This window comes from Cryobacterium sp. TS_SC_7 (genome assembly GCF_056156285.1).
Window position 1 is genome coordinate 1,202,682 of record NZ_CM149589.1, and the last position, 17,753, is coordinate 1,220,434.

At 67.3% G+C, this 17,753-nt stretch carries 17 protein-coding genes; 6 read left to right on the plus strand and 11 right to left on the minus strand.

The window, feature by feature from the left end:
- Window positions 1-179 precede the first annotated feature (179 nt).
- On the plus strand, window positions 180-1,412 hold the full coding sequence (locus AC0J5J_RS05640; RefSeq protein WP_198414247.1) for a beta-ketoacyl-[acyl-carrier-protein] synthase family protein: 1,233 nt from the start codon (window positions 180-182) through the stop codon (window positions 1,410-1,412).
- Window positions 1,413-1,470: 58 nt separating this feature from the next.
- Window positions 1,471-2,796, plus strand: a complete 1,326-nt coding sequence (locus AC0J5J_RS05645) for a nicotinate phosphoribosyltransferase (protein ID WP_474899923.1) — start codon at window positions 1,471-1,473, stop codon at window positions 2,794-2,796.
- A gap of 26 nt (window positions 2,797-2,822) precedes the next feature.
- On the opposite strand, the gene AC0J5J_RS05650 is transcribed toward AC0J5J_RS05645, so the two are convergent.
- The 3 genes from AC0J5J_RS05650 to AC0J5J_RS05660 all read right to left on the minus strand — a co-directional run bounded on the left by AC0J5J_RS05650 (window position 2,823) and on the right by AC0J5J_RS05660 (window position 6,482).
- Window positions 2,823-3,113: a DUF3039 domain-containing protein gene (locus tag AC0J5J_RS05650; RefSeq protein WP_474899924.1), complete on the minus strand. Its 291-nt coding sequence runs from the start codon at window positions 3,111-3,113 to the stop codon at window positions 2,823-2,825.
- A 169-nt stretch (window positions 3,114-3,282) separates the two neighbouring features.
- A complete protein-coding gene (locus tag AC0J5J_RS05655) occupies window positions 3,283-4,857 on the minus strand; it encodes a hypothetical protein (protein WP_474899925.1) in 1,575 nt (524 codons plus the stop codon).
- Entirely contained in the window at window positions 4,833-6,482 is a 1,650-nt protein-coding gene (locus tag AC0J5J_RS05660; RefSeq protein WP_474899926.1) for an ABC transporter ATP-binding protein, read from the minus strand. Before AC0J5J_RS05660 ends, AC0J5J_RS05655 begins: the two co-directional genes overlap by 25 nt.
- Window positions 6,483-6,743: 261 nt before the next feature.
- Between AC0J5J_RS05660 and AC0J5J_RS05665 the strand changes: the two genes are divergently transcribed.
- From AC0J5J_RS05665 to AC0J5J_RS05675, 3 genes are read left to right on the plus strand one after another with little or no spacing between them, the layout of a single operon-like run.
- Window positions 6,744-7,436, plus strand: a complete 693-nt coding sequence (locus AC0J5J_RS05665; protein WP_134424985.1) for a phosphocholine cytidylyltransferase family protein — start codon at window positions 6,744-6,746, stop codon at window positions 7,434-7,436.
- A 45-nt stretch (window positions 7,437-7,481) separates the two neighbouring features.
- Window positions 7,482-8,282 carry an ABC transporter permease gene (locus AC0J5J_RS05670; RefSeq protein ID WP_241972779.1) on the plus strand — a complete coding sequence of 267 codons (801 nt, stop codon included), beginning with the start codon at window positions 7,482-7,484 and terminating at the stop codon, window positions 8,280-8,282.
- On the plus strand, window positions 8,282-9,028 hold the full coding sequence (locus AC0J5J_RS05675; protein ID WP_134424986.1) for an ABC transporter ATP-binding protein: 747 nt from the start codon (window positions 8,282-8,284) through the stop codon (window positions 9,026-9,028). Before AC0J5J_RS05670 ends, AC0J5J_RS05675 begins: the two co-directional genes overlap by 1 nt.
- On the opposite strand, the gene AC0J5J_RS05680 is transcribed toward AC0J5J_RS05675, so the two are convergent.
- Window positions 9,025-9,318: a helix-turn-helix domain-containing protein gene (locus AC0J5J_RS05680; RefSeq protein ID WP_166785529.1), complete on the minus strand. Its 294-nt coding sequence runs from the start codon at window positions 9,316-9,318 to the stop codon at window positions 9,025-9,027. The genes AC0J5J_RS05675 and AC0J5J_RS05680 overlap by 4 nt on opposite strands.
- Before the next feature lie 88 nt (window positions 9,319-9,406).
- On the opposite strand from AC0J5J_RS05680, the gene AC0J5J_RS05685 reads away from it, so the two are divergent.
- Window positions 9,407-10,288: a hypothetical protein gene (locus AC0J5J_RS05685; RefSeq protein ID WP_420898545.1), complete on the plus strand. Its 882-nt coding sequence runs from the start codon at window positions 9,407-9,409 to the stop codon at window positions 10,286-10,288.
- Here AC0J5J_RS05685 and AC0J5J_RS05690 read toward each other — a convergent pair.
- The 7 genes from AC0J5J_RS05690 to AC0J5J_RS05720 all read right to left on the minus strand — a co-directional run bounded on the left by AC0J5J_RS05690 (window position 10,285) and on the right by AC0J5J_RS05720 (window position 17,689).
- Window positions 10,285-11,586, minus strand: a complete 1,302-nt coding sequence (locus AC0J5J_RS05690) for a hypothetical protein (protein WP_474899927.1) — start codon at window positions 11,584-11,586, stop codon at window positions 10,285-10,287. The genes AC0J5J_RS05685 and AC0J5J_RS05690 overlap by 4 nt on opposite strands.
- Window positions 11,587-11,660: 74 nt before the next feature.
- Window positions 11,661-12,560 (minus strand): glycosyltransferase family 2 protein, encoded by a 900-nt coding sequence (locus AC0J5J_RS05695; protein ID WP_474899928.1) that lies wholly within the window; start codon window positions 12,558-12,560, stop codon window positions 11,661-11,663.
- The gene (locus tag AC0J5J_RS05700; RefSeq protein ID WP_134424989.1) at window positions 12,547-13,359 is read right to left on the minus strand and encodes a CDP-alcohol phosphatidyltransferase family protein; all 813 of its coding nucleotides are present in this window, start codon (window positions 13,357-13,359) and stop codon (window positions 12,547-12,549) included. The genes AC0J5J_RS05695 and AC0J5J_RS05700 overlap by 14 nt, the downstream gene beginning before the upstream one ends.
- Window positions 13,356-14,417: a glycosyltransferase family 2 protein gene (locus AC0J5J_RS05705; RefSeq protein WP_474899929.1), complete on the minus strand. Its 1,062-nt coding sequence runs from the start codon at window positions 14,415-14,417 to the stop codon at window positions 13,356-13,358. Before AC0J5J_RS05705 ends, AC0J5J_RS05700 begins: the two co-directional genes overlap by 4 nt.
- A 131-nt stretch (window positions 14,418-14,548) precedes the next feature.
- Window positions 14,549-16,168, minus strand: a complete 1,620-nt coding sequence (locus tag AC0J5J_RS05710; protein WP_474899930.1) for a S1C family serine protease — start codon at window positions 16,166-16,168, stop codon at window positions 14,549-14,551.
- A gap of 118 nt (window positions 16,169-16,286) precedes the next feature.
- The gene (locus tag AC0J5J_RS05715) at window positions 16,287-16,991 is read right to left on the minus strand and encodes a PKD domain-containing protein (protein ID WP_474899931.1); all 705 of its coding nucleotides are present in this window, start codon (window positions 16,989-16,991) and stop codon (window positions 16,287-16,289) included.
- Between the two features lie 143 nt (window positions 16,992-17,134).
- Window positions 17,135-17,689 carry a hypothetical protein gene (locus tag AC0J5J_RS05720; protein WP_474899932.1) on the minus strand — a complete coding sequence of 185 codons (555 nt, stop codon included), beginning with the start codon at window positions 17,687-17,689 and terminating at the stop codon, window positions 17,135-17,137.
- Between the last annotated feature and the right edge of the window lie 64 nt (window positions 17,690-17,753).

A 17,753-nucleotide genomic window follows, 5' to 3' on the forward strand; every position in this document is an offset into this window, starting at 1 on the left:
CGACGCGTTCGACCCCCGAACAGGGAGATTGAAGGCATATTCTCAGGCTCCGCTTCGGGGCTCCAGCACGTTCCCATCGGGGAATATGGCCGTAACTACACTCGGAATATGGCCACCGCCAACCGACGGATGCCGCACCGAAGTTTTCGTCACATGCGTCGTTTGAGGAGATGATCACCGTGAATGATCGAGTCGTAATCACCGGTTTGGGCGCTCTGACCCCCCTGGGCAACAATTGGCGCGATACGTGGTCTGGTCTCACCAGCGGCCGCAGCGGCGTCGCGCGGATCACCCACTTCGATCCCACCGGCCTGCCGACGCAGATCGCAGCTGAAGTGAAGAACTTCGTTCCGGCCGAGCGGATGACCGTGAAGCAGGTCAAGCGCGCGTCCCGGTCCTCCCAGCTCGCCATCGCCGCCGCCCGCGAGGCAGTGGCGGATGCCGGCTTCGGCACCTCCATGGAAGGCATCGACACGGCGGTCGTCGTCAATAGCGCCGTCAGCGGGTTCGCGGAGATCCAGGAGGCCACCGAGCTGGTCAACTCCGGCGACTCCCGCCGTATCCCGCCGCGTTTCGTGCCCTCCGCCCTGCTGAACATGGCTGCCTGCGAGGTTGCCATCGACCTCGGCATCCATGGGCCGGTCAACGCGAGCGCCCTGGCCTGCGCCAGCGGCGCGTACGCCCTCCTCGAAGCGCGAACCATGCTCATGATGGGCGACGCGGACGTCGTGATCGCCGGCGGCGTGGAGGCCGCGATCACACCCGTCATGTTCGCCGGCCTGAACGCCATGCACGCGGCGTCCACGAACAACGACTCCCCGGCTGAGGCCAGCCGCCCCTTCGATGCCGACCGCAACGGCCTCGTCTTCGGCGAGGGTGCGGTCGTGTTCGTGATGGAGCTCCTCTCCCACGCCCGAGCCCGCGGCGCCCAGATCTACGCCGAGGTGCTGGGCGGCGCCCTGACCAGCGACGGCCACAGCATCGTCGCGCCCGAACCCACCGGCAAGTTCGCGAGCCTGGCCATGACCCGCGCCCTGATCAAGTCGAAACTCAACCCGAGCGACATCGACATGATCTGCGCCCACGGCACGTCCACCCAGGCCAACGACCGGGCGGAGACCTCGGCGATCCGCCAGGCACTCGGGCACGCCGCCGACTCCATCGCCGTCACCGCCCCCAAGTCGATGACCGGCCACATGATCGGCGCCGCCGGCGCCCTCTCCGGACTGCTCTGCGCCCTGTCGGTCCGCACCGGCATCATCCCGCCCACCATCAACTACACGACCCCCGATCCGGACTGCACCCTCGACTACGTGCCGAAGGTCGCCCGGGAGAAGCCGGTGAAGTTCGCCCTGGCCAACGCCTTCGGCTTCGGCGGCCAGAACTGCATCGTCGCCTTCGGGGCACTGTAGGCCCGGTGCCTCAGCCCAGGCACGAATGCGCACCGACCAGGCCGGATAGGCTTCGACGGTGACCGAATCTTCAGCATTCCGCACCGACCGGTACGAACTCACCATGGTGGACGCCGCGATCCAGAGCGGAACCGCGGGCCGGGAGTGCCAGTTCGAGGCCTTCGCCCGCCGCCTGCCCTCCGGGCGTCGTTATGGCATCGTGGCCGGCACCGGGCGCCTGCTCGAACTGATCCGCGCCTTCCGGTTCACGGACGCCGAACTCACCTGGCTCCGGGACAACAACGTGGTCCGAGAGCCCACCCTCGACTGGCTCGCCGATTACGCGTTCCGCGGCACCATCTGGGGCTACCAGGAGGGCGAGGCATACTTCCCCGGCTCCCCCCTGTTCACGGTCGACGGCACCTTCGCCGAGTGCGTGATTCTCGAGACACTCATTCTCAGTGTTCTCAACTACGACAGCTCCGTCGCCAGTGCGGCCGCACGGATGGTGTCGGTCAGCCTGGGCCGCCCGCTCGCCGAAATGGGTTCGCGCCGCACGGGCGAGTACTCCGGGGTCGCCGCCGCCCGCGCCGCCTACATCGCCGGGTTCGCCTCCACCAGCAACCTCGAGGCCGGCCGCAGCTGGGGTGTCCCGACTATGGGCACGGCCGCGCACTCCTTCACCCTCCTTCACGACAGCGAGGAAGATGCCTTCCGCGCCCAGGTCGCCGCCTTCGGTCCGTCGACCACCCTCCTCGTCGACACCTTCGACGTCGTGAAGGGCATCGACCTGGCCGTCACTGTGGCCGGCCCCGCCCTCGGCTCGATCCGGATCGACTCCGGAGACCTGCCCACAATGGTCGCCGAAGCCCGCGCCCAGCTCGACTCCCTCGGCGCTGTCAACACTCACATCACGGTCACCAGCGACCTTGACGAGTTCTCCATCGCCGCGCTGTCCGCCTCGCCTGTGGACGCCTTCGGCGTTGGCACCTCGGTCGTGACCGGGTCAGGCTCACCCGCCGCGGGCATGGTCTACAAACTGGTCGCCCACCGCGATGATGCCGGGGAGTGGGTGTCGGTCGCCAAGACCTCGGCTGCGAAGGTCTCGGTCGGCGGCCGCAAGCGATCCGTGCGCCGTCTCGACGCCGCGGGGATCGCCCGCGCGGAGGTCATCCTGATCGGCGAGGATCCCGCCGATGCCGCCCTGCCGGTTGAGGCCGAGGGCAGGGACCGGGTGCTGCTCGTGCCACTGATCACCGACGGCGTGATCGACGAGCGCTACCTCGGAGCCGCCGGCACGTCCCTCGCCCGCGCGCACCATGCATCCGTCATGCAGGAACTGCCGATCGAGGCGTTCCGTCTCGGCCGCGGCGATCCCGTGATTCCGACCCTGTACCGGCCGTGATCACCCGGTCGTGAACACCCGGTCGGTCAGGCCTTCATCTTCTCGTAGATGGCCTTGCAGCTCGGGCAGACCGGGAACTTCTCCGGGTCGCGTCCGGGCAGCCACTTCTTGCCGCAGAGGGCGCGCACGGGCTTGCCGGAGATGGCCGATTCGAGAATCTTGTCCTTGGGCACGTAGTGCGAGAAACGCTCGTGGTCGCCCGGCTCGATCTGCTCCTGGTTGATGAGCTCCTCGAGCTCGCGGTCGAGCGTGGACGTGCCGCCGCCTGCGCCCGGGCTGCCGGGCTCTGCGATGCTCACGCGAAAGTTTTCAGTCATGCTCCCAGTCTAAAACAACCCGTGCCCGGATGGGCAGGCCGGTCTGGTCCCGGCACCGAGAGTGCCCGTTCCGGTCGAGAGTGACCGGCGGAACGGGCACTCTCGACCGGAACGGGCGCACTGGCTGCGCATGCCGGCCGCTGGGGATGCCGCGCCAGCGTCGGCTTCCCTAGGCGCGGACGGCCGAGGAGATCATCTCCGGACCGCGCCGCTCGAACGCGCGCGAGCCCAGCCACACCCCGACGACGAGGGTGAACAGGCCCACACCGACGCCGAGGGCGAGCGCCGGGATGTTCCAGACCGGGTCCACGAACACGCCCAGAATGCCGCACACAAGCGCCGGGAGGGACAGGATGATGGACCCCGCGAAGGTCAGGGATTGAATCAGAGCCGCGGCCGTGTCCGATGCCTGCGGCTGCACGAAGGGGCTGTCCCCCGGCTTGCTGGCCGGGTATGGGAAGCGGGCCGACGAATAGCTCGAGAAACCAAGCCCGGTCAGAAGGATGCTGGTGCTCACCCCCAGGATCGCCGGCATCACCGCCCAGTCGCCGTACACCGACACGCTGATGGCTGAGCCGGCCGCGATCATGGGGATCCCGACGAAGAGAGCCGGAACCAGCCGACCGATCCGGTCCGCGAAGCCCCGGGTGCCGGAGGCCACGTGCAACCACACGGCGGTGTGGTCCAGGGCGACGTCGTTGTGCAGGGTCCAGCCCAGGAACACGCTCATCAGCGGCACCGGGAGCAGCGCCAGATAGCTGATCGGAACCCCAGCGAAGGACAGCGGCAGGATCACGATCACGGGGATGACCGGGATGATGAGGACCGACATCCAATAGCGCGAGTCCCGGCGCCAGTAGGTGAGGCTGCGGGCGGCGATCGCGCCCATCGGGGTGTGCGGCAGGCTGTCGAACCATCCCAGCCCGCCGTAGTGGCGCACCTGGGCCTCGCGACCGGGTGTGACGAGCATCCGTGCCACCAGCGCCTGCCACGCCAGCCACAACAGGTAGGTCGTGACCGTGGCGAGGAGCAGCTTCAGCACGGCCTCTCCCCAGAGACCGGTCGACGCGTCCCCGGGCGCGGCCCAGGCTGCCCCGAGGGGGGTCCAGCCCAGAATCGCCGCCACCCCGCCGATCAGATCGAGCCCGTACCGGTCCCAGTCGAAGTTGAGCGCCAGCAGCACGACGGGAGCGATCATGACCAGCAGCAGCACCCCGATGATGCCGGTGAATTCCCGCGACCGACGCGTCGCCAGCAGGAATGCCGCCACGGATGTGCTCACCCGCGACACCAGCATGCACGTGGCCAGCAATAGTGCGCCGGCGACGAGGGCGAACAGTGTCTCCCCCACCCCCCTGGACCAGGTCACAACGGTGCCGACCAGGACGACCGTCAGGACGAGCGCCGGCACGCCGATCAGCGAGGACAACGCCAGACCGAGAGCTAACCGCCGGGTCGGGATGCCCATGGTCGCGAATTTGCGCGGGTCCATGCTGTCGTCGATCCCGAACACGAGCGGGAACAGCGCGAAACCGAGTACGACCAGCGACCCGGCGACGATGACGCCGTCGCGCACGGCCACCACGTCACCCGTGAAACGCAGACCCACGAGCACGACGAAGAGGCCGACAGCGAGAGCGAGCCCGTAGAGCAGGCCGACGATGATGCCGACGACCTGCCAAGGACTGCGCCGGAACAGATTGGCGAGCAGGCGGACCTTCAGTCCGAGAAACTGTGCAACCACTCCATGCCCTCCGCCACTTTGCGTCCCCCGGCCAGCTCGATGAACCGCTCCTCGAGCGTCTTCTCGCCTCTGACCTCGTCGATGGTGCCGGACGCCAGCACGGCGCCCTGCACAATGATGGCCACATGGTCGCAGACGCGCTGGATCAGGTCCATACCGTGGCTGGACAGCACCACTGTTCCGCCGCTGGCGACGTATTTCTGCAGAATCTCCGTGACGTTGACGGCGGAAACCGGGTCGACGGACTCGAACGGCTCATCGAGCACGAGCAGGCGGGGTGAGTGGATCATGGCGCAGGCAAGCGCGATCTTCTTCGTCATACCGGCGGAATAGTCGGCCACAAGACGATTGAGCGCGTCCTCCAGGCCGAAGGCGGTGGCCAGGTCGGCCGACCGCTGGCGCACCGTGACATCGTCGAGGCCGCGAAGCACACCGGAGTAGTAGAGCAGCTGGGCGCCGGTCAGGCGGTCGAAGAGCCGCAGACGGTCGGGCAGAACCCCGATGACGCGTTTGGCCGACATGGGGCTGCCCCAGACGTCGATTCCGTTCACAGTGACGCTGCCGGCGTCCGGCCGGAGCAGCCCCGTGACCATGGAGAGCGTCGTGGTCTTGCCGGCACCGTTCGGCCCGACGATCCCGAAGAACGATCCGGCGCGAACCTCGAGGTCGATCCCCGAGACCGCCACGGTATGTCCGAAGCTCTTCTGCAGTCCGCTGACGGAGAGAACCACGGGCGCCTCCGGATCCGGCGTCGCCGCCACCGGCACCGGGGTGCGCTTGCGCGGCACGCGTTTCCCCGCGGGACGTTTCGCCGACACCTCGGCGACGGATGCGACATACTCGTCCGACTCGTCCGCTTCGTCAGGCTCGTCTGACTGGACAGCCTCGACACTCTCGTCAGACCCGACGTTCTCGTCGGACTCGACGGCCTCGTCAGACTCGACGGCCGCGTCAGCCTCGACGGCCGCGTCAGCCTCGACGGCCGCGTCACTTTCGACCGGCTCTGCCGCCACGGTCACGTCGATCTCCGGCTCGACCGGGGCGTCCACTGTGGGGAGGGACGGAGCGCCTGCCTCCGGAACGAGCGGAATCTCGTTCTCCGGCGGCGCCGGAGCAGGAGACACCGGATCGGCAGGGACTGCCGTGGGTTCGGGGGCGACCGGAGTGAGCGCCGCCGCGGCAGCGGCAAGGGCCGCCGCGCGCTTCGCCGCAGCACGGGCCGCACTGGCCTTGGCCGCGGTCGCCCGGGCCGCGCCGGTCTTGGCGGTGGAATCCGACTTCGCTGTGGCTGTGCGCGCAGCCGTTGCCCGGGCCGCGGTCGCGCCGGCCGGAACGGACTTCGACGTACCGGCGCTTTTCGTCGGTGCAGTTGCTTCGCCGTCCGGCGTGACAACCGGCGTCTTCGTGGGCGTCGGTGTGGCAGCGGGCTTACGCGGTGCGGTTGTTCGGGCTGTGGTCGTTCGGGGGGTAGCCGCGGGGCGAGCCGACGGCTTGCGGACCGGGGCCTTACGCACCGGCGCTGTGCGCACCTCGGCCGGTGCCGATGCCTGTTTTTCTGCGGATTCTGGCGCGGTCGCAGCCGCCAGCTTCTTGTCGGGCTCTGATTTCGGGGGCTCGGGAGTCACCTCGCTAACCTACCAAGGACCGTCTGACATCGCAGAGGTCGGGGGTCATCCGCGCACACATTTCTTCGGGGTCCGGCCACGGCCAGAGGGTCACGAAAACGACACGGAAGGGTTGCGCCCCTTCCCTCCTTTGGAAGCCGTAGGGTACTCTGGAGTTGGCATAACGGTGTGTCTATACATGAACTTAGAAGTGAACCTTAGACAAACTCGGTACGAACACGAGTTTTCTCGTTCACTCGAATTCTTTTTGAGGAGACAATCGTGACCACCCAGGTAGTCATTTTGGCAGCGGGCATGGGCAGCAGACTGGGCCGTTCGCTGCCGAAGCCGCTCACAGAGCTCAACGACGGTCGAACGATCATGCAGCAGCAGTTCGACAACATTGCCCACGCCTTCGGCAAGAAGGCGAAGGTCACCATCGTCGTCGGTTACAAGCTCGAGCACATCATCGAGGCCTTTCCGCAGGCATCCTTTGTTTATAACGAAGAGTATGACCAGACCAACACGTCGAAGAGCCTGATGCGCGCCCTTCAGGCATCCACCACCGGCGGCGTTCTGTGGATGAACGGCGACGTCGTCTTCGACCCGGCCATCCTCGACCGCGCCGCGGCAATGGTCGCCCGTGACCAGTCCTTCGTGACCGTGAACACCTCCAAGGTGTCCGACGAAGAGGTCAAGTACACGACCAGCGCCGAGGGCTACATCAAGGAACTCTCCAAGACCGTCACGGGCGGCCTCGGTGAGGCCGTGGGCATCAACTACATTTCCAGCTCGTACAAGGCCGTGCTGCTGCACCACCTCACCAAGGTTGCTGACCAGGACTACTTCGAACGCGGCATCGAGCTCGCGATCGAGAAGAACAACCTTCTGGTCGAACCTCTCGACATCTCCGATTTCTACGCGGTCGAGGTCGACTTCGCCGAAGATCTCGAGCGGGCTAACCTCTTCGTCTAGCGGTGCCTTTCGTAGGGCGCGTGTTGCGCCCCTACGATAGAGCGCGTGAGTAGTTACGCGGAAGTGCGCCCTGAGCAGCGCACATCGTTCGCCCGGTATCGGCATTCCCTCTGGTTGCTCACACAGCGGGACCTTCGGGTGCGCTACTCGACGTCGCTGCTCGGCTACTTCTGGTCGATCCTCGACCCGCTGGTGATGGCGGGGATCTACTGGTTCGTCTTCACCCAGGTTTTCCAGCGCACCGTCGGCCACGAACCGTACATCGTCTTTCTGCTCTCGGCGCTGCTGCCGTGGATGTGGTTCAACGGCACCGTGTCCGATTGCACCCGCGCGTTCCTGCGCGAGGCGAAGCTGATTCGGTCCACGCGCATCCCCCGAACGATCTGGGTGAACCGGCTCGTGTTGTCCAAGGGCATCGAGTTCGTGGCCTCCATCCCGGTGCTGTTGCTGTTCGCGACTGTCGCCGGCGCCGAGCTGAGCGGGTGGGTGGTGCTCTTCCCCCTTGCGATCCTGATCCAGACCATCCTGACCGCGGGGATCGGGCTGATCGTCGCTCCTCTCGTGGTCTTCTTCCGCGACCTGGAGCGGGCGGTGAAGCTCATCCTTCGCTTCCTGTTCTACGCCTCCCCGATCATCTACGGCACCGCGGACCTGCCCACGGAACTGCAGTTCTGGGCCGGCTTCAACCCGCTCAGCGGATTGTTCAATCTGTACCGGGCCGCGTTCTTCCCCGAGCAGCTCGATTGGACCCTCGTTCTGATCAGCGCGCTGATGTCGTTGCTCTTCCTCGGGATCGGCCTGATTGTCTTCACGCGCACCGAGCGCGCGGTCTTGAAGGAGATCTGATGCCGGCACCGGTGATCACCCTGTCGGGCGTCGGCATCCGTTTTCGCCGCAACCGGCGCGGCCGACGTTCGTTCAAGGACATGTTCTCGGCGCGACGGCGTCGCATCCGTCCCGGCGAGTTCTGGGCCCTGCGGAACGTGGCGTTCACCGTGCAGCCCGGCGAGGCCATCGGAGTGGTCGGGCGCAACGGCCAAGGCAAATCGACCCTGTTGAAGCTGGTCACCGGCGTCGTCCTGCCGGACGAGGGTACCGTGCGCGTAGCCGAGGGCGTCGCTCCCCTGATCGAGATCACGGGTGGGTTCGTCGACGACCTCACCGTGCGCGAGAACGTCTATCTGACCGCGGGTCTGCACGGCATGACCAAGAAGCAGATCGCCGAGCGCTTCGACGAGATCATCGAATTCGCGGAGATCGCCGAGTTCGTCGAGACCCCCTACAAGCATCTCTCCAGCGGGATGAAGGTGCGCATCGCGTTCGCCGTGATCTCGCGGCTCGAAGAGCCCATCCTGCTCGTCGACGAGGTGCTCGCCGTCGGTGACAAGGCGTTTCGGGAGAAGTGCTACCGCCGCATCGAGGAACTGCTCGCCGGCGGGCGAACCCTGTTCTTCGTGTCCCACAACGAGCGGGACCTGAAGCGGTTCTGCACCCGCGGCCTCTACCTCGACAAGGGAGCGCTGGTCCTGGACGCTCCCATCGCCGAGGTTCTGGCGCTCTACAACTCGCAATACGGGATCAAACCGGCCTAACCCAGGCGGCCGGCTGCGACATCCGTTGCCGGCACACCGTTTCCGCTGGGCGGCAGGTGATCGGCGTTGAACCCGGTGACCAGATCGCCCGGCTCCATGCCGAGCACCGAGGCGAGCCGAATCAGGGTATGGAAAGTGGGGTTGCCGGTGCCGCGGTCGATCCTGGCGTAATTGGACACGTTGAGGCCGGCCAGATGCGCGACTGCTTCCTGGTTGAGGGACAGCTGGCGGCGCCGGTGACGCAGACGGACGCCGAGGATACGGGATGCTTCTGACTTCGGCTCGGGCATTCTCTGTGTATAGGCGCGGACCGTGTTTTTCGCCAGAGGCGCAGGCTGGGCACGTAAACTCGACGCGAGACCGAAGGAGGGCACTCTGATGGCCAGAAAGCCACAACCACTGATCTCTGAGACGGGCGGCATGCCGAAAGGCGGCCAGCTGCCGTCGGGAATCATCACCGGCTTCGACCGTGTGATGGCGATCCACCGTCCCGCCGTTCTGGCGCACATCCGTTCGGTTCGGCGTCGCTCACCCCACGCGTCGCCGGTGGAGATCATCCAGATCCTCGAGCGACGCTACCTTGCCGCCGTCACCACCGGGGGTGCTGCCGTCGGTGCGACCGCCGTGATCCCGGGCGTCGGGACGGGCGTCACGCTGGCCCTGTCCGGAGTCGAGACGGCCGGGTTCCTCGAGGCCACCGCGCTGTTCACCCAATCCGTGAGCGAGGTGCACGGAATCGCCGTCGACGATCCCGACCGGGCACGCGCCCTCGTCATGACCATGATGCTCGGCCGGGAAGGATCCGATCTCGTGCGTCAGCTGGCCGGCCAGGCATCCGGAGCCGGAGCCCCGCGCACCGCCTACTGGGGCGAACTCGTCACGACCAGCATCCCCCGGGCCATCATGGGTCCACTCACCGACCGGCTGCAGAGCTCCTTCATCCGGCAGTTTGCCGCGAAGGGGGGCGCCAGCGTGATCGGCAAGGCCCTGCCGTTCGGCGTAGGGGCCATCATCGGGGGTGCCGGCAACCACATCCTGGGCAAGCGGGTCGTGCATTCCTCGCGCCTGGCTTTCGGCCAGCCCCCGTTCGGATTCCGCCCGGAACTCGACCCCAGGGTGCGGGAGATCGTCGACCGCACCACCTCGCCTCGCCGCATCCCCGGCCTGGCCCGCATCCCGTTGGCCGGCCTCACCGGGCGCATGGGGCGTCGACGGATGCCCCCCACCCCGGATCCGCAGGCCCCCGGGAGCGTGGACTAAAGCGGCTCGACGTCCGTGGTTTCGAGCGCCGGCCCCTCGACGGTCGGGTTCGTCGTCTCGATGCGCACGGCCTGCGGGTGCGCGGCGTCGCACCGTTCCCACTCATTCATCAGGTGGGCCACGGCGGCGTGGAATCGATCGGTGGCCACCCCGGGTCCGGTGTCGCCGAAGTAGCGCTCGACCCAGACCGAGAGCCGGTCCTGGGCCTCACTGTCGTGTGTGAGGTCGTCAAGCACGTCGAGGATATTCCCGGCCCGGTCGTCCTGCAGCCACTCGCAGTCGGAGAGGTAGCCGCTGGTGTCGATCTGGGCGGCCGGATCAACCGGGCGCGTGACCATCAAGGCCTTGCCCGAGGCCAGGCGGTCATAGACCATCGCGGAAATGTCGACGATCGCGACATCCGCGGCCGAGAGCTGCCACCCGAGGTCAGGGCTGGCGTCGTAGATGTGCCGGGCGGACGCATCCCGGGCGTTGGCCGCGGCGATGGCGGCGATGATGGCCTTGTTGGCGGCGCCGTACTCGGCGTCGACCACGCCGCTGCGGGGATGCGGCCGGTAGATCACCCGGTGGCGGCCTGATTTCAGAAGGGCCGTCACGAGGGCGACACCGTGGGTGGCGATGGAGCCGTAGGCGGCGGCCGGCCGGTCTCCTTCCCAGGTCGGGGCGTAGAGGATGACCTGGCGCTCGTCGGCGAGGTAGGGGGTCGTCCCGGAGTAGTAGTCGGCCTGAGGGCGCCCGATCTTGATCGCCCGCTTGTCGAAGTCGTAGTCCCAGAGCACCTTGTCGAGGCGGGCGAGGGCGGCGTCACCGGCGACGAAGGCGTAGTCATAGGCCTTGATCTGGTTGGTGACCATGTACATCTTGTCGCTCTCACCGTGATTGATGAAGACGTGCCAGCGGCGCCCGTAGCGCATCATCTGGAAGTTGCGCGGATTCTGGTTCACATAGAACACGATCCGGATGTCCTGCTCCGCCAGGACCCGCTCGAGGTCGGCGACCCGGCGCACGTAGGCAACCGGCACCGGCGACTCCTCGATCAGCGGGAGCGCGCCTGCCCCGCTCCGGCTGAGCACGAGCACCGGCCAGGTTTCGGCAAGCTTGGCCAGCGGCTTGTACCACTGGCGCATCTGGTAGAGGTTGACGCCGCCATCGGCGAAGTACACGGCGATCTTGAAATGCTGCCGGGGCAATGGCTCACGCGTCGACAGCCGCCCGTTCAGCAGACGCTGCGCCTTACGCGACGCCGAGACGTCCCTGACCAGCTTGAGCCCAAGCCTGACGTCCCGTTGTATACCCACGCGTCAAGAATACCGGCGTTGCCGGTCGCCTCGAGCGACGATGACCCCCGAAGGGGATCTTGACGACGGAATCGTTAGACGACAGGTGGCCGGCCGGCCCGCGTCATCCGCCACACCGTGCGTAGCTTCAGCGGACGCCGCTCCCCTGGGTCGGTGGTCCAGCCCTCGCGGAACCCGGCGAGCCAGGCACGCAGGGCACTCGGCGTGCGCGCCCACCGCAGCAGCTGGATCAGGAGCCATGACCCGGCATAGACGGGCACCAGCAGGGCCGGGAGGTTTCGCCGGGCCAGCCAGACCCGGTTGCGGGCGTTCAGGCGGTAGTAGTCGGCGTGGCGGGTGGGCTGGATGACCGGGTGGTTGGCTTCCAGCTCGCCGGCGTACCAGGCGCGCAGCCCCAAATCCCACACCCGCCAGGCCAGCTCGATGCCCTCGTGGGCGTAGAAGAACGGTTCGGCCCAGCCCCCGGTGGCGTCGAAGACGGCCCGGGGAAGCAGCACGGCACCTTCCCACACCGAGAAGACATTGCTGGACTGCGTGGCTTCGCCCTTGCGGATTCGCGGGATCCAGCGGCGAGGCGATTCGATCCCGGTCGGGTCCACCACCCGGGGCTGGAGGAGTCCGATGGTCGGGTCAGCGACCAGCACCGCAATGGCGTCACGCAGGAAATTCGGGTCCGGGATGCTCGCGTCGTCATCGAGGAAGAACAGATATTGCCCGGAGACCTGGGACACGCCCCGGTTACGGCCGGCCGGGATGCCCAGGTTCTCGGGCAGCCCGAGGGTCTTCACCTCGGCGGGCAGGCCGGTCGGCTGCCAGCCGTTGCCCACGCACACCACGTCCAGGAGTACGCCCTTCTGGGCCAGTATGCTCCGGATGCCGCGGGTCAGGTCATCGGGTCTGGTGCCCTGCGTGAGCAGTACGACCCCCACGGTCGGCACGGTGAGGCTGACCGGAGACGCGTCAGGACCGGACACGTTTGGACGCCATGATGGCCACGAAGTGGCCCACCAGCGAGATGAAAGCCAGCGGGACGAGCGCGACCAGCACGAACCTGTCGACCGTCGGCTCACCAAGGAAGCTGCCGACGACCGCGGCGACGAAGATCAGCATGGTCAGTTCGACCGAGTGGTACAGCCGGTGGAACGGGAGGAATCGGGCCAGGCGCCGGGCACGGGCGATGAGGCTGGACGTCGGCGTCTGCTCATGCTTGCGATCGGCGAGCTTCGTCATCCCCGCGTTCGCACGGGCCACGTGCACCATGTCATTGAGCGCCTTGTTCAGCACGATGATCAGGGCGAGCAGCAGGGCGAGGGTCGTCCAGAGGAAGTCGGCCGGAGCTTCGAACGGGTAGAAGGCGCACCGGATGCCGAATGCGATCGGGATGAGGGCCTCGGTCGTGTAGTGCCCGACCTTGTCGAGGAACACGCCGGCCGGGGAGGACTGTCGGCGCCACCGGGCGACCTCGCCGTCAGAGCAATCGACCAGCATCTGCAGCTGCCCGAGCACCAGCGCGAGCAACGCACCCCAGATGCCGGGGATGAGCAGGGCTGCGGCCGTGGACCAGCCGACCAGGATCATCAGGCCGGTGACCCCGTTCGCGGAGATGCGGGTCTTCAGCAGCATCCAGGTCAGGTACGGGGAGATGTCGCGCAGGTAGAGCGACGCCGTCCAGTGCTCGGCGTTCGCCCGCAGCCGCACCTCGGGCGGCTGGGCCACCCGGCGGAGTTCGTCGATCGAGGAGGGGCGAGCCGCCGCGGGATTCGCTGACGTCATGGTTGCCTTCCGGTATGGGCCGTGATGTTGGTGGTGAGTTTCAAATACCCCAGCAGGAAGCCGATCCCCCAGCAGAAGTGAATGCAGGGCAAGACTACGAGAAACCACACCCCGGCACGAAACCCGTCCGGCCGGGTGACGAGCACCGTGGCCATGGCCACGAGGAGCAGATAGGCCGCGGGGATCAGGAACCCGAGCAGCAGCCACGGGGTCACCCCGGTGACCAGCTGAACCAGACCGGCCACTCCGGCCAGGATTCCGACCGAGACGCCCAGGACCATTACGGGCGGCGCGAAGTAACGGATGCCGTTGGACGCCGGATAGCGGCGCGCGAGCTCGCCCCGCCAGAGGCCGGTGGAGACCATCTGCCGGGCCAGCCGGGCCAGGCTCGGGCGCGGCCGGTAGACGACCCGGAGCCGGGGCGTGAACCACACGACGCCCCCGGCCTCCCGCAGCCGCCGGTTGAGTTCCCAGTCCTGGCCGCGTTTGATGCCCTCGTCGAAGAGACCGACCCGCACGATGCCGTCCATCCGGAAACACCCCAGGTACACGGTTTCCGCCGCGCCTTCCGGCCCGCCCACATGCAGGGGCGTTCCGCCGAGCCCGATTTTTGTGCCGTAGGCGCGGGCGACGGCCTTCTGGAACGGTTGCTCACCCTGGGCGTCCATCACACCGCCGACATTGTCGGCACCGGTGCGCTCCAGGGTCTCGACCGCGATGCGGGCATAGTCCGACGGCAGTACCGAGTGGGCGTCGACGCGAATGACGACCGGATACTGCGAAGCGCGAATGGCGGTGTTCAGTCCGGCCGGGGTGGAACCGATCTCATTGGCGACGATACGGATGCGCGGATCGACCGCCGCCATCTCCTCGACCAGTTCGGTCGTTCCGTCGATGCTCGGGCCGAGGGCCAGAGTGACCTCGAACGGTCCCTCATAGTCCTGACGAAGCAGGCTGGTCACGGCGGCGCGCACATGCGTCACGTCGTTCAGGACCGGCATCACATAGGAAACCCCGAGCAGGGATTTGACTCCGGAAGTGGGCTCCTGGCTGGTCATAGTTCCATTCTTCTGGAGGGATGTCCGAGCCTACCAGCCACCCCTTTAGAGCCCGCATCGGGCCCGTTAACGCCGACTGCGCCGCCGGTGGACTCACCGAAGGCGCAGCGGGTGCTGTGAAGGAGCAGGGGTCAGCTGGTGAGCTCGCCGAGCGTGACGGAGACGGTGACCGACTTGCCGTCGCGCACATAGGTCACGTCGGCCTTCTCGCCTGCAGCAAGAGCGCGCACCTGGGCGGTGAGGTCGTTCGCGTCGGTGATCGGAACGTCGTTCAGGTTGGTGACGATGTCGCCTGCCTTCAGGCCGCCCTTGTCGGCCGCACCGCCCTGCGAGACCTCGCTGATCAGGGCGCCGACGGTGGTGCTCCCCTCGCTGCCGGCCGCGCTGGTGACGCTGGCGCCGAGGAGGCCGTGGCTGGCAGAGCCGGTGGCGATCAGTTCGTCGGAGATGCGCTTGGCCAGGTTGGACGGGATCGAGAAACCCACGCCGATGCTGCCGGCCGCAGCCGAGTCTCCGCCGGCGCTGGCGATGGCGACGTTGATGCCGATCAGTTCACCCTTGGAATTGAGCAGGGCGCCGCCGGAGTTGCCCGGGTTGATCGCGGCATCCGTCTGGATCACCGAGAGCGAGATGCTGCCGGTGGAGGGAGCCTGAGCCTGGCCGCCGTTCTGGTCGGGCAGGTCGAAGAAGAACGGGCTCTGGTCGTCGGGTTCGGTCCTGTCCGGGGTGGACGGTGCGGCCGAGGAGGCGATCGAGATGCTGCGGTTGAGCGCGCTCACGATGCCGTCGGTGACGCTGCCGGAGAGGCCGAGCGGGGCTCCGATGGCGATGGCCGTGTCGCCGACGTTGAGTTTGCTGGAGTCGGCCCACTTGATCGGCGTCAGTCCGCTGACGTCGTCGAGCTTGATCACGGCGAGGTCAGAGATCGGGTCGGTGCCGACGAGGGTGGCGGTGTACAGCTTGCCGTCACTGCCGGTGACCTGGAGCGCGGCGTCGGAGGCGGCGCCATCGAGGGTGACCACGTGGGTGTTGGTCAGAATGTAACCGTCTTCGCTCAGGATGACGCCGGATCCGGTTCCGCCCGAGCCGTCGCTGGACGCACTGATGGTGACGACGCTGGGCGTGGCTTTGGCCGCGACGGCGGTGATCTGGTTGACACTGTCCGTGTTGTTGACCACGACGCTGCTGGGGCCGCTGGCCTCGCTCACCGGGATGCCGCTGCTCTGGCTGGTGAGCATGAACGCGGTGACGCCGGCGCCGGATGCCCCGCCGACGAGTGCTCCGATGGCGAGGGCCGCGATCAGGGCGACGTTTCCCGAGCGACGGGGGGCCTTGCGGGCAGCGCCGGCCTGATCGGCGGGGTACCCGGTCTGACCGTTCTGCTGGGCGTAGGCCTGCGGGGCCGCGGTCGGCGCGTAGGCGTTCTGGGTGCTCGGGGACGGTGCACCCTGGATCGGGCGGCCGAAGGCATCCGTGGCGTATGACTGTGTCGGGTGGGTGGCCGAAGCGGGCTGCTGAGCGGCGGCAGGCTGGGCAGGTGCCGGCTGAGGGCCCATGGGCAGGGAATCGGGTGCGATGACCTCGGTCGCCTGCTCATCCGCCGGGGTGGGGGCGGTGGGGGTACTCGGGGAGGAATTGACGGAGGTGGGCTGCACCGGGGCGTTGGCCTCGCCGGCCGCGTTCACTTCGAACGGAACTGCGTCTTTGTCGGAGTCGGGTGATGAGCCGGTTTCCGGTGTGTTGTCGGTCATGGGTGCTCCTTCCAAGCGATTCCACCTTGACGCGTGAACCTGTACGAATGCTATGCGCAAGCTGGGAGCGTTCAATGACGAAGCCGTGACTTGCTCCGCACCCCGTCGATCCCCGCGGTTAGCAGCCCGGACCGGCCGGATTCGTGGTGCAGGTTCGGTTGACGAGCACCGTGCGAGCGTCGCCCACGGTCACGCCGAGGGGGCCGGCCGACACCGGCAGCGTACCCTGAACCGCGCGCCAGGAGGGGCCGGCGAACCGGAACTCAGCCGAGTAGACGGCCGAGGCCTGCACCGAGTAGACGCCCGCACGGCGGAACACGTGGCTGGTCGCGGTATCGGAGAACTCCGGCAGGCCCAGCGCCGCCCAGGTTGCCCCGCCCCCCGTGGTGCGGGCCTCCGCCCCGTCGCCGTATGACCAGCGGTAGCCGATCGGGGTGAAGCGCACCTCAGCCGGAAACCCCAGCAGTGTGCCCGACAGTGTGTGAACGGATGCTGCGGCGATGAAGTTCGCAGGCAACCCCACCACGCTCCAGCCGCGAGGCTCCATCGCCTGGGTCGGCGCCGACGGCTGGAAGTTGACGAGGTCGCTGACCCGCACGATGAGATTGGGATCACACGGCGACCCGGGGATACAGCCGACCGTGAAGTCGTCCCGCACGACCGTCAGCGGATCGGCTACGGGTGCGGCCCCCGGAGCGCCGCCCCCGGGGCCGTTCCCGTCGCCGCTCCCGTCGCCCTCACCGCCGGAACCTGACCCGCCGTCGGACTCCTGGCCGCCGGATGCCTGGCCGCCGCCGGTCTCGTACCCCGCCGACAGGTCCACTCCGCCGTTGTTGATGTTGCCCGATGCTGCTGGTGGCTGACATTCACCTTGAGTCGCTCCCCACCCCGCGCAGGACACGTCGAATATAAGTGGGGATGCTATTTGGGCCGTTGAAGCGAGCAGCCAAGAAACAGTGACCGCGTTCAGCAGAAATTTGAACCGGACCATGACTCTGATTTCTCAACGAGGAGTTGATCACCTGTGTCGAGGTGGATGAACCCGACTTGGAGCGGGACTCTCAGCGATCGATCAGTGGGAACGGTGCTCACACCATCCCCATTCACAACGTCTGCCCCGGACACGTCAATGCACAAGTACGTTTCTATTCTTCCCACGGCCAAGTCAACCTCCTGGATAGTGATCGAATCGAAGGACAGAGCCCCTACCCCTCGCAAACCACCTGCGGCCAATCCGTTCAAGGACTTCATCTCTGCAGTGAGAGCACCTCCGCTCGCATATTGCCTCATTCGTTCGGGTGCGACGCCACCCTCTCGAGCAATCTGGCTTGACATGGCCAGGTACGCCGCATAGGCCTCTGTGGCCGCGGCGAGGGCCTCGGCGTCCGAGGCGAAGACGGGGGCCTCCGTTGGCGCGGTCGTCTCCGATGCCTGCGGTGCCGGCTCGGGGGCGCAGCCGGCGAGTGACAGCGCGGCGAGCAGCACCAGGCTCAGGCTGAGGTGACGCGTGACGGTCCGCATCCGGCCAACCTAGGGCATCCGGCCCGGCGGCGCTCGAACTATCCACATGTCGTAGTTTGGAGGA